13 protein-coding genes are annotated in these 12,156 nt (G+C 37.0%); all 13 read left to right on the top strand.

Features of this window, described 5'->3' with window-relative positions; translation table 11 throughout:
* Window positions 1-208 precede the first annotated feature (208 nt).
* Complete coding sequence (pth, locus tag ACEN25_RS09705) at window positions 209-832, top strand: aminoacyl-tRNA hydrolase (protein ID WP_028377300.1); 624 nt, start codon at window positions 209-211, stop codon at window positions 830-832.
* A gap of 1 nt (window position 833) precedes the next feature.
* Entirely contained in the window at window positions 834-1,769 is a 936-nt protein-coding gene (locus ACEN25_RS09700) for a bifunctional riboflavin kinase/FAD synthetase (protein WP_441802735.1), read from the top strand.
* Window positions 1,762-3,114, top strand: a complete 1,353-nt coding sequence (locus tag ACEN25_RS09695; RefSeq protein WP_441802734.1) for an HTTM domain-containing protein — start codon at window positions 1,762-1,764, stop codon at window positions 3,112-3,114. The genes ACEN25_RS09700 and ACEN25_RS09695 overlap by 8 nt, the downstream gene beginning before the upstream one ends.
* A 93-nt stretch (window positions 3,115-3,207) precedes the next feature.
* On the top strand, window positions 3,208-4,476 hold the full coding sequence (gene serS, locus ACEN25_RS09690; protein WP_441802733.1) for a serine--tRNA ligase: 1,269 nt from the start codon (window positions 3,208-3,210) through the stop codon (window positions 4,474-4,476).
* Between the two features lie 86 nt (window positions 4,477-4,562).
* On the top strand, window positions 4,563-6,347 hold the full coding sequence (locus tag ACEN25_RS09685; protein WP_441802732.1) for a tetratricopeptide repeat protein: 1,785 nt from the start codon (window positions 4,563-4,565) through the stop codon (window positions 6,345-6,347).
* Between the two features lie 32 nt (window positions 6,348-6,379).
* Window positions 6,380-6,706 carry a DUF4286 family protein gene (locus ACEN25_RS09680; protein WP_441802731.1) on the top strand — a complete coding sequence of 109 codons (327 nt, stop codon included), beginning with the start codon at window positions 6,380-6,382 and terminating at the stop codon, window positions 6,704-6,706.
* A 33-nt stretch (window positions 6,707-6,739) separates the two neighbouring features.
* Window positions 6,740-7,600: a 16S rRNA (adenine(1518)-N(6)/adenine(1519)-N(6))-dimethyltransferase RsmA gene (rsmA, locus tag ACEN25_RS09675; RefSeq protein ID WP_441802730.1), complete on the top strand. Its 861-nt coding sequence runs from the start codon at window positions 6,740-6,742 to the stop codon at window positions 7,598-7,600.
* A gap of 183 nt (window positions 7,601-7,783) precedes the next feature.
* Window positions 7,784-9,133, top strand: a complete 1,350-nt coding sequence (gene mgtE / locus ACEN25_RS09670; RefSeq protein ID WP_441802729.1) for a magnesium transporter — start codon at window positions 7,784-7,786, stop codon at window positions 9,131-9,133.
* Between the two features lie 80 nt (window positions 9,134-9,213).
* Window positions 9,214-9,621 (top strand): acyl-CoA thioesterase, encoded by a 408-nt coding sequence (locus ACEN25_RS09665; RefSeq protein ID WP_441802728.1) that lies wholly within the window; start codon window positions 9,214-9,216, stop codon window positions 9,619-9,621.
* A 19-nt stretch (window positions 9,622-9,640) separates the two neighbouring features.
* Complete coding sequence (locus ACEN25_RS09660) at window positions 9,641-10,573, top strand: 2-hydroxyacid dehydrogenase (protein ID WP_441802727.1); 933 nt, start codon at window positions 9,641-9,643, stop codon at window positions 10,571-10,573.
* An 88-nt stretch (window positions 10,574-10,661) separates the two neighbouring features.
* Window positions 10,662-11,264: a MarR family winged helix-turn-helix transcriptional regulator gene (locus ACEN25_RS09655; protein ID WP_441802726.1), complete on the top strand. Its 603-nt coding sequence runs from the start codon at window positions 10,662-10,664 to the stop codon at window positions 11,262-11,264.
* A 6-nt stretch (window positions 11,265-11,270) separates the two neighbouring features.
* Window positions 11,271-11,666: a VOC family protein gene (locus tag ACEN25_RS09650; RefSeq protein ID WP_441802725.1), complete on the top strand. Its 396-nt coding sequence runs from the start codon at window positions 11,271-11,273 to the stop codon at window positions 11,664-11,666.
* Window positions 11,667-11,694: 28 nt separating this feature from the next.
* Window positions 11,695-12,042 (top strand): TM2 domain-containing protein, encoded by a 348-nt coding sequence (locus ACEN25_RS09645; protein ID WP_028377288.1) that lies wholly within the window; start codon window positions 11,695-11,697, stop codon window positions 12,040-12,042.
* The last annotated feature ends 114 nt before the right edge of the window (window positions 12,043-12,156 follow it).

Below are 12,156 nucleotides of genomic sequence, written 5' to 3'. Positions count from 1 at the left end.
AGCTTAACCAATTATTCAAATTCAATACATTCAAAACCTTAAATTTGCAGAGATAATAAACCCTATACGCCAGAATTATTGTGTAGGTTATATAATTTATTGATTCTCATTTTTCAAAATTGAAATACCAGAAATGTATTCCACAGAGATTTTAGAACATTAAATTTTTGAATATAAACAATGCTCTTCATTAATTGAGCAGTAAAATATGAGTGCATTCTTTAGCAAATTTTTTAGCTCATCAAAAAAGGAAACCATAGACCCTATGAAGAAGTTCTTAATAGTAGGTTTAGGCAACATAGGCCCTAAATATGCAGAAACCCGACACAACATTGGTTTTAAAATTGTTGATGCCTACGCAGAATTAAAAGAAACCACCTGGGAAACAGAAAAATTGGGTGATGTCGCTTATACTAAGGTTAAAGGTAAAACGGTTATTTTATTAAAACCTAATACCTATATGAATCTTAGTGGTAAATCTGTAAACTTCTGGATGCAAAAAGAAAAAATAAGTTTAGAAAATATTCTGGTTATTACAGATGATCTTAATCTTGATTTTGGAACCATTCGCGTAAAAACAAAAGGAAGTGATGGTGGTCATAACGGTCTTAAAGACATTCAAAATCAGCTTTTAACTTCAGCATATAACCGGTTTCGTTTTGGCATAGGCGATCGTTTTAGCAAGGGCAGACAAGTAGATTATGTTTTAGGAGAATGGGTAAAAGAAGAACAACTAGACATGCCCGAAAGGCTTGATATGTCGTGCAAAGTTGTTGAAAGTTTTATAGCTTCGGGCATTACAAATACAATGAACGCGTACAACGGCAAATAAATTGGAACAACACATTTCTGCAGAAAGCTTTAACGGTTCAAAACGCACCGTAGTTACTATTGGCACTTTTGACGGTGTTCATTTAGGACACCGCAAAATTATAGATCGCCTGCTTACCAGTGCGCAAAACAACGATTTAGAGTCTGTAGTACTCACTTTCTTTCCGCACCCTAGAATGGTGCTTCAAAAAGATACCCAGATAAAACTTATAAATACAATAACTGAGCGTAAAGACCTTCTTGAGGCAACAACACTCAACCATTTAATAATTCATCCCTTTACCAAAGATTTTTCACGTTTAACAGCAGAAGAGTTTGTAAAAACTATTTTAGTAGATCAGCTTAAAGCGCATAAAGTAATTATAGGATACGATCATCATTTTGGCCGCAACCGCAATGCAAATATTGAAGATCTGAAAGAATTTGGTAAACACTATAATTTTGAAGTTGAAGAGATTTCAAAAAAAGATATTGATGACGTCGCTATAAGCTCTACTAAAATTCGCAAAGCACTTCTTGAAGGTGATATTAGACTTGCAAATGACTATTTAGGATATTTTTTTATGCTTAATGGCATTGTTTCTCGCGGCAGAGGTTTAGGTAGAAAATTTAATTACCCTACAGCAAATCTTAAGGTTGAAGAAAACTATAAGCTTATTCCTGCTAAGGGCGTTTATGTTGTAAAATCTGTTATTGCCGGGCAGACGGTTTACGGGATGATGAATATAGGCACAAACCCCACCGTAGGTGGAAGCGATCTTACCATAGAAACTTTTTTCTTTGACTTTAACGAAGATCTTTACGACCAGCATCTTCAAATAGAACTGCTTACCCGAGTGCGCGATGAGAAAAAATTTAATGATGTAGCCGATTTAATTGAAGCTATGCAGGCAGATGAACGTTTCTCTCGGGAATTTATTAAAAAATTAGATGCTTAATAAGTATCTCTACAAACAGGTAGACAATAGCGCTCTCATTGTGTTTAGGGTGTTTTTTGGCCTGCTGATTACGATAGAGGCCTGGGGAGCAATTGCCACCGGGTGGATTCGCACCACCTTAATGGAAGGCGATTTTACATTCAATTTTATAGGCTTAGATTTTTTACAACCTCTTCCCGGCAATGGTATGCTCTACTATTACGGGATAATGGGATTATTTGGCGTATTTATTATGCTAGGCTATAAATACCGCCTTAGTGTTGTTGTTTATGGTATTATGTGGTCTGCGGTTTATTTGATGCAAAAATCATCGTACAACAATCATTACTACCTCTTAATGCTTCTTTTGGGTATAATGGCTTGCCTGCCTGCAAACCGATACTTTTCAATAGACGTAAAACAAAACCCGGCCTTAAAGAAGATAAGCATGCCGCGTTGGGTTTATATGATTATAATCGCCCAACTCTGGATTGTTTACACCTATGCTTCCGCAGCAAAACTTTACCCAGACTGGCTCGATGCTAGTATGGCAGAGCAACTTATGCGCTCAAAAGCAGACTATCGCATTATAGGAGGACTCCTTCAACTAAAATGGGTGCACTGGTGCATCGCCTATTTTGGAATCCTATTTGACCTGCTCATAATCCCTGCATTACTGTGGAAACCTACCCGTAAATTTGCTTTTATATTTTCAATCTTTTTTCACTTATTCAATTCGGTAGTATTTCAAATTGGCATTTTCCCATATATGTCATTAGCATTCACGCTGTTTTTCTTTCCTGCGGAAACTATACAGCGTATTTTCTTACCAAAAAAAGAATTTTACGATAAAGCTGAAGTGATACGGCCAGATACCTACAAACCGGCTCTACTACTTTTCGGTTTTTATTTTTTAATTCAACTGGGGCTCCCTTTACGTCATTGGATTATTAAAGATGATGTATTGTGGACAGAAGAAGGGCACCGTCTAAGCTGGCGCATGATGCTGCGTTCTAAAGGCGGAAGAATAAATTTTAAAGTTATTGACAAAAACACCGGTCTTCAAATCCCATTTGATCATAATAAAATGCTCTCTCGCAAGCAGCAACGATCTGTAGGCACAAAACCAGATGTCATTTGGCAATTTTGCCAGCGTATTAAAAAGGATTTTGCGGCAAAAGGTAAAGACGTTGCAATTTATGTAGATTGTAAAATTCGGGTTAACGACAGCGATTATCATACCTTAATTGATCCAGAGGTAGACATGGCTGCTGCTAAATGGGATTATTTCTGGCACAATGAGTGGATTATGCCGTCTCCACTGGGAAAGGAATCTGCGTCTACAAAAGAGGCTTTACATAATTAATTAAGGTCTGCTTTTTTTATAGCATAATTCCTAAATTATTAGCTTCCGTTTTTAACACGCATTTACGTACTTTTGCCGTCTAATATTTAAGATATGCTACACCTTGCAGATATACGTGAAAACAAAGAAGAATACATCAAAGCACTTACTAAACGTAATTTTGATGCCACTTCTGTATTTGACCAAGTTATTTCTTTAGACGACAAGCGTCGTAGTACCCAGGCTTCCTTAGATAACACCCTGGCGGAAAGCAATAAGCTTTCTAAAGAAATAGGTGCCATGTTTAAAAATGGTGAAGCTAATAAAGCTAACATTTTAAAAGAGCGCACTGTAAAGCTGAAGGAAGATTCTAAAAATTTACAGGAAACACTCACTGCAACTATTGAAGAATTAGATCAATTACTATATACCATTCCAAACATCCCACAGGAAAGTGTACCCGCAGGGAAAAGTGAAGAAGATAATGAAGAGGTTTTTAGAATGGGAGATATTCCTGTTTTAGAAGAAGGTAGCTTGCCGCATTGGGAACTGGCAAAAAAATATGACATCATAGATTTTGAACTGGGCAACAAAATTACAGGTGCCGGTTTTCCGGTATATAAAGGAAAAGGTGCGCGTTTACAACGTGCCCTTATAAACTACTTTTTAGATAAAAATATAGCCGCCGGTTATACTGAATTTCAAGTACCACATTTGGTAAATGAAGCTTCAGGTTTTGGTACCGGTCAGTTACCAGATAAAGAAGGCCAGATGTACCACGCAGGTATAGACGACTTATATTTAATTCCTACTGCAGAAGTACCGGTTACAAATATGTACCGCGACAGCTTGCTTGAAGAAAAAGAACTCCCTATTGCCTGTACTGCTTACACACCTTGTTTTAGAAGAGAAGCAGGTTCTTATGGGGCACACGTACGCGGCTTAAATCGACTACATCAGTTTGACAAAGTTGAAATCGTACGCCTGGAAAAAGCCGAAAACAGCGATGCTGCACTTGACGCAATGGTTGACCACGTGAAAACCATATTAGACGAGTTAAAATTACCATACCGCATTTTAAGACTTTGTGGTGGCGATCTTGGCTTTACTTCTACCCTAACCTATGATTTTGAAGTTTTTTCTACGGCTCAGGATCGTTGGTTAGAAATTAGTAGTGTTTCTAATTTTAAAACCTTTCAGGCAAATCGCTTGAAACTGCGTTACCGTGATGCAGATGGCAACAAACAACTTGCACACACGTTAAATGGTAGCGCACTTGCATTACCCCGTGTTCTTGCTGGTATATTAGAAAATTATCAGACAGCAGATGGCATTAAAATTCCAGAAGTTCTGGTACCGTACTGCGGCTTTGATAAAATCTAAGATTTAATACGTTTAACACACAGTGCGTTATAGTGAAGTGTAGACTCTGCTGCATCTTTAGTATATTTATTAAAAATTGTAATTACGTGCTGCGCCTTTTCTCATTTATCGTATTTGTTTTTTGTATTTCCGTAGCTGGAAATGCACAGGATGAACTTGCGCGTAATTATGCAGATCAGGGAGCTTTTGAAAAAGCTGCACTTAGTTATGAGGAATTACTTAAAGAGTCACCCACAAACGCTAATTATATTCACGCACTCGTTGAAGTTTATCATCAGTTAAAAAAATACGATGCTGCCGAAACCCTACTTAGTCGGGCAATACAGGTTTCTAAAAACAACAAAACCTTGCTTGTAGATCTGGGTTACACCTATCAATTACAAGGCAAAACCACCGAAGCAAGAACGTATTACGATAAAGCGATAGCAAGTATTACCGAAAATGCTGCCTTTGCCTATCAGGTGGGTAATGCGTTTCAAAGTTACAGCTTGCTCGATGAGGCTATTCAAGTGTACACTTATGCATCACAACAAAATCCCCGATTCAATTTTGAGTCATCTTTGGCCCGCATTTATGGGGAACAAGGCAAGATTGACAAAATGTTTAATTCCTATCTTGATCTTATTCTTAAAGATGAAAAACAGGAAGCCATTTTACAGCGCTATTTCAACGAATTCATAACAGAAGATCCTGAAAATGAAGCCAATCAAATTTTAAAAAAAGTACTGCTAAGCCGCATGCAAGAAGACCCCAACCTGTTTTATAACCGAAAACTAAGTTGGTTGTTTATTCAGCAAAAAGAATATAATAAGGCCTTTTTACAAGAAAAAGCAATTGCCAAGCGCAGTAATAATGAATTAATAGGCGTACTAAGACTTGTTGATGTTGTTTTAGATAATGAGGAGGATGAGCTGGCAACTTCGATACTTAATTACATCATAGAGAATACACTGGTAGACGAACTCAAACTTCAGGCACATCAAAAGATTCTTGAAATTCGAATTAAAACTGCAGAACCCAGCACTTTTAATGACATCAAGGAAGAATATAAAAACCTGCTTTCAGTATATGGCTCTGGTGCTTCAACATTAGATCTTCAGACTGAATATGCACACTTTCTGGCGTTCAGTAAAAAAGAAGAGGAAGCTGCCTCAGATCTTTTACAAGAGACTTTAAAACTGAAGCTAAATACATTTGAACAAGCCCGCGTAAAAATGGAACTTGCAGACATTCTGCTGCTACAAGAGCGGTTTAATGCAGCACTTATCTATTACTCCCAAATTCAAAAATTGCTTCCTAACGACCCTATTGCACAAGAAGCCCGCTTTAAAGTAGCAAAAACCAGTTATTTTAAAGGAGATTTTGAGTGGGCAAAAACCCAATTAAAAGTTTTAAAATCTTCAGCAACCCAACTTATTGCAAATGATGCTCAAGATCTGTATTTACTAATAACAGACAACGCTGTTGAAGATTCTACTCTGGTAGGTTTAAAAGCTTATGCACGTGCAGAGTTACTACAATATCAAAATAGAGATGAAGAAGCACTAGCCGTTTTTGACAGCTTGCTTATTATTGAAAAAGGCAAATCTATAGAAGATGAAGCGCTTTTAGCTCAGGCTATTTTATTTGAAAAAAAGAAAAATTACGCGAAAGCCGAAGAAAATTATTTAAAAATCATTCAATACCACAACGACGATATCTTAGCTGACGATGCCTATTATAAATTAGGAAACCTGTATGCCAATGTGCTTCAGGAACCCGAAAAAGCTAAAGCTCAATACGAGCAAATCATATTTAATTTTGCTGACAGTATTTTTTATGTTGAAGCACAGCAGAAATATCGAAAATTAAGAGGAGACGCGATTAACTAAGGTATCTTTGCCCTCACAAAATAAAACTCCCTATGATAATATATAACGTTACGGTTAACGTAGATGACAGTATTCATGAAGATTGGCTGTACTGGATGCGCAATGAGCATATTCCTGAAATTTTACAAACAGGTAAATTTTTAAAAGCGCTAATGACTAAAGTTTTAGTAGAAGAAGAAATGGGTGGCAAAACCTATTCTGTACAATACACTGCTAAAAGCAAAGACAGTCTTATGCGTTATTATAAAGAAGATGCACCTCGACTTAGAGAAGCTGCAGCCCGTTTTGGTGATAAAACAGTAGCATTTAGAACAGAACTTGAGATTATTAGCGAGCAATCTGAATTTAAGCCCCAATAAGACGGCATAAATAATCAATACTAAATCACACTCATGAAAAAAAAGTTTACCCGGTCTCATTCTAAACCTGCATCAGATGATCCCATAAAGGCAAAGAAACATCTGGGTCAACATTTTTTAAAAGATGAAGGTATTGCTCAAAAAATTGCAGAAACTCTTACACACTCAGGATATAATGAGGTGTTAGAAATAGGGCCGGGAACTGGTGTTTTAACTAAATATCTGTTACGCAAAAACAGCCATATCACCGCAATGGACCTTGACAGCGAGTCTATTGTATATCTCAATCACAGTTTTCCGCTTGAGTACCCTGCCCTTTTTGAAACAGGTTCACTCACCGTTTTAGAAGCAGATTTTTTGAAATATGATTTAAGTGAGCTATACGCAGAAAAGTCGTTTGCCATAACGGGTAACTTCCCTTATAATATTTCTACACAGATTGTTTTTAAAATGTTAGAATGGCGGGATCAGGTTCCAGAATTTAGCGGAATGTTTCAGAAAGAAGTGGCACAACGCATCTGCGCACCTTCGGGCAGCAAAACTTATGGTATTCTTTCGGTGCTGGCACAGGCGTTTTACAATGCAGAATATCTGTTTACAGTACCACCCGAAGTTTTCAATCCGCCGCCTAAAGTAGATAGTGGTGTTCTTAAACTTACGCGTAAAGAAAACTATAGAGAGCTCGCTTGCGATTCCGCAGAACTTTTTAAAGTTGTAAAAATGGCGTTTCAACAACGTCGCAAAACCTTACGTAACAGTCTTAAACAACTAGAATTGAGCGAAACATTAAGAGCTACAGATGTTTTTGACAAGCGCCCCGAGCAATTAGATGTTAATCAATTTGTAGCACTTACTCAAGCAATACATGAGGATTTGCTTTTAGACAAAAACTAAAAATACGCATCTTCAACACCTTACTAGAAAGCCATTGATGGTTTTAAATACCAGCCTTAAAGAATCTCTTATAATTGACATTCTAAGAGGGTAAATCTATCACAAAGCGACGCTCGTCTCCTACTAGTTTATTTATATTTGCCAGACCCAAAAAATAAGTAATAACCCGTTAAGTGAGCAACTATGGCTTTTGAAATTACTGAAGACCTTATAGCGCAAATCGAAAACTTAATCGAGGCTCGTGATGACGCTGCTATTCTTGAGCTTCTTGATGAGGTTCACCACGCGGATATTGCCGAAATTTTTGATGAGATTAACCTCGATGAAGCAACCTATCTGGTAAAACTTTTAGATAGTGAAACTACTTCTGAAGCCCTTATGGAGCTTGATGAAGACCTGAGGGAAGACATTCTTGATAATCTTTCTCCACAGGAAATCGCAGATGAGCTTAACGAGCTGGACACCGATGATGCGGTTGACTTTTTATCAGAACTCTCTGATGAGATTCAAAAGCAGGTTATAGATGCTATTGAAGATGAAGCGCATGCTCGTGATATCGTTGAGATGTTGCTTTATGAAGAGAATTCTGCAGGGGGTTTAATGGCAAAAGAGCTTATACGTGTACGCGAAACCTGGACGGTTGCCGGTTGTGTAGATAAAATGAGAGCTCAGGCCGAAAATGTAACCCGGGTACATTCAGTTTATGTAGTTGACAAAAGAGACCATCTTATAGGAAGGCTCTCGCTTAAAGATCTCTTAACTGCAGATGCTAATGCAAAAATTTCAGACATTTATATTCCTAATGTAGATTCGGTTAACGTACACGATTCTGGTGAAGATGTTGCCCGTTTAATGCAAAAATATGATTTAGAAGCCGTGCCGGTTACTAATGATTCTGGCGTGCTTTTAGGGAGAATTACCATAGATGATATTCTAGACTTTATACGGGATGAAGCAGATGAAGATTACCGTATGGCTGCGGGTTTATCACAGGGAGCAGAAGCAGATGATACCACCTGGGAACTTACCCGGGCACGATTACCGTGGCTTGTACTAGGTCTCGTAGGAAGTCTGGGCGCTGTAAATATTATGAAAAGTTTTGAAGGTGCTTTACAGGTACATCCCGAACTGTTTTTCTTTACACCTCTCGTAGCGGCAGTTGCCGGTAATGTAGGTGTACAATCAAGTGCGATTATTGTTCAAGGTCTCGCTAATGACAATGTAACGGGTAGTTTGTGGCTGCGACTTCTTAAAGAAATAAGTATAGGACTTATTAATGGTATTGCATTGGGATTACTCGTAGTAAGCTTCGGACTTATATTTGGTTTTGGCTGGTTATTAAGTTTAACTGTCGCTGTGGCAATGCTTTCTGTTATTATTGTAGCTGCTCTGGTAGGTACGTTTGTCCCCATATTATTAGACTGGAAAGGTATAGATCCTGCAATTGCAACAGGACCTTTTATCACCACGAGCAATGATATCTTCGGAATTCTTATCTATTTTAGCCTGGCGAAACTCATCCTGGGGTTTTAAATAAGGCTAAAATATTCCCAAATAAATCTCAAAACAGGTAGTTAGACATACTTGCCAAATTAGTTTAGTATTTTTGAGAAATGAATGCAAAAACATTTAAGCTTAATATAACGGTTCCTGCTGAAGCTATTGACGGTCTTGGTCACGTAAATAATGTAATTTACCTTCAGTGGGTGCAGGATGTTGCAGAAGCACACTGGCAACACAATTCTACAGAAGAAATGTTACAAAAGTATGCCTGGGTAGCACTCGAGCATACTATTAAATATCACGCCCCTGCATTTGAGGGAGAGGCGGTCACCATAGAAACGTGGATTGAAAAATTTGAAGGTGTTCGCTCGTTCCGTAGAACAAAAATATTTAGACCGGCAGATAATAAGCTACTGGCTAGCGCTATAACGAGTTGGTGTTTACTGAATATGGATACTCGTAAGCCTTTACGCGTACCTGAAGGTTTTGCCGCATATTACGAAGAAGTAAATCAATAATTTCCTGATTATCCTACCTATGAAAATTTTACATATAGACAGCAATCATGACTTGATGATTGAACAATTAGAGGCAGCCGGTCATAGCAATCATACAGACTTTACCTCTTCTAAAGAAGAAATTGAAGCAATAATTGATGCGTATGAAGGTGTTGTAATTAGAAGTAGGTTTAAAATAGACAAACAGTTTATTGATAAAGCAATAAACCTAAAATTTATCGCGCGCGTAGGTGCCGGACTTGAAAGTATAGATATCTCGTATGCCGAATCTAAAGGAATACAACTTATAGCCGCTCCTGAAGGAAACCGAAATGCTGTAGGAGAACACGCATTGGGAATGCTCCTAATGCTCTTCAATAAATTGAAATTGGCAGATGCAGAAGTAAGACAAGGCCAATGGAATAGAGAGAAAAATAGAGGTTTAGAGCTTGAAGGAAAGACTGTAGGGCTTATAGGATATGGCAACATGGGAAATGCCTTTGCTAAAAAACTACAGGGCTTTGATTGCGAAGTACTGTGTTATGATATAAAACCCAATTTGGGTAATGCGCATGCACGACAGGTTACTCTTGAAGAATTACAAGAAAAATCAGATGTCTTAAGCTTGCACACTCCGTGGACACCACTAACTGACAAGATGGTTGATAAACAGTTTATAGAAGGGTTTAAGAAACCATTTTGGCTCATCAATACTGCCCGTGGTAAAAGTGTGGTTACGGCAGATCTTGTAGACGCTCTTAAATCTGGTAAAATCCTGGGTGCCGGTCTCGATGTTTTAGAATACGAGAAACTTTCTTTTGAAAATTTATTTACTACCGAAGAAATGCCAGAACCCTTGCAGTATTTAATCCAAGCTGATACGGTTATTCTAACCCCGCACATTGCAGGTTGGACGGTTGAAAGCAAGATTAAACTTTCTCAAACAATAGTAGATAAAATTTTAAAGCTTTAAAAAAACTACTACGGTTTCCTAACTAGTTTACATAAAAGGTTGATTTTTAATGTGCTTTTGTTATTTTAGAAGTAACAAAAGGTATTTTATGCAACACATTTACGATCCTAAATTTCAAAATCAAAATCTTTCTGTACGCACAACTGCGGCTTTTGATAAGCTTGCAGATGCTTTTAGAACACTCGCCTGGAAAGGTCAAAAGCACAGTGGTTTATCTCCACTTCAACTAAAACTATTACTATTTATAGCCTATCACGAAGCAAAAGATAATACGGTAAGCAGATTAGTAAACGAATTTCAAATTACTAAAGCAACAGTTAGTGATTGTATTAAAACGCTTGAAAAACAGGGACTTCTTCTCAAAGTATTAAACTTTAGAGATAATCGTAGATTTCATATAGAACTTACCGAAAAGGGCAGGAAACGTATTTCTGAAATTCAAGAGTATACAACCCCTGTTTTAAATATTTTAAACGATGAGAAAACAGAGAATTTAGAGGCTATTTATAGTAGTCTGTTTTCCATACTATCTAGACTCAATTCCCAGAATACAATACAATTAAACAGATCTTGTGCAAATTGTATAGCTTATAGATCTGACGGTATTAATCACGCCTTTTGTATGCAACTGCGCGTGCAATTAAAGCCAAAAGACAGACGAATTGATTGTCCCAAACATCAATCTAAATAAAATAATATGAAGAATAGAGTTACCGGATTAGGAGGATTTTTTTTCAAAACTAAAAATCCAGATCAGATTAAAGAATGGTATAAAACTCATTTAGGAATACCCACAGATCAATACGGGTGGACATTCTGGTGGCATGATAAAGACGGCAAAAAGTGTTCTACACAGTGGAGCCCTTTTGAAGAAAAGTCAGAATACTTCTCACCCAGTGACAAACCGTTTATGATGAATTTTAGAGTTGAAAACTTAACCGAATTATTAGAAACTCTCAAAGAAGAAGGCGTCACTATAGTTGGTGAAATTGAAGAATATGAATACGGAAAATTTGGTTGGATTTTAGATCCCGAAAACAATAAAATAGAATTGTGGGAACCTAAGGATTCTGTATTTTTAGAAAATAATTAATTAACAATCAACCAAAATCAGTAAATCAATGAATGAAGATAAAAACTTCGAAGACCAGGCCAGAGAAACCGCTAAAAACTTTGGCGATGGAGCAAAAAATGCTGCTAATGATTTTAAAGAAAGCTGGAATCAAACAACTAATCACGGAGAGAATAAAAAATTAATCTGTGGTATTCTGGCATTAATTTTTGGATACTTAGGTATTCATAAATTTATATTAGGTTACACAAAAGAAGGTATCATTCAAATTGTAGTTTCGGTTGTTACTTGTGGAATAGGTGGCCTTATAGGTTTTATAGAAGGCATTATCTATCTTACAAAAACAGATGAAGAGTTTTATCAAACCTATCAGGTAGGGAGAAAACCCTGGTTTTAATTTTAGATGGATTTCTTTATATTTCAGTAGTAGAAATACTTGAATATAAAATTTAAAACATAAAATGTCGCTACAAACATAAAGCTAGTAGCGACATTTTTTATATATACAGGT

Origin of the sequence: Leeuwenhoekiella sp. W20_SRS_FM14 (genome assembly GCF_052119605.1) — a bacterium.
GTDB lineage: Bacteria > Bacteroidota > Bacteroidia > Flavobacteriales > Flavobacteriaceae > Leeuwenhoekiella.
This window is presented reverse-complemented; position numbering and strand designations above follow the sequence as displayed.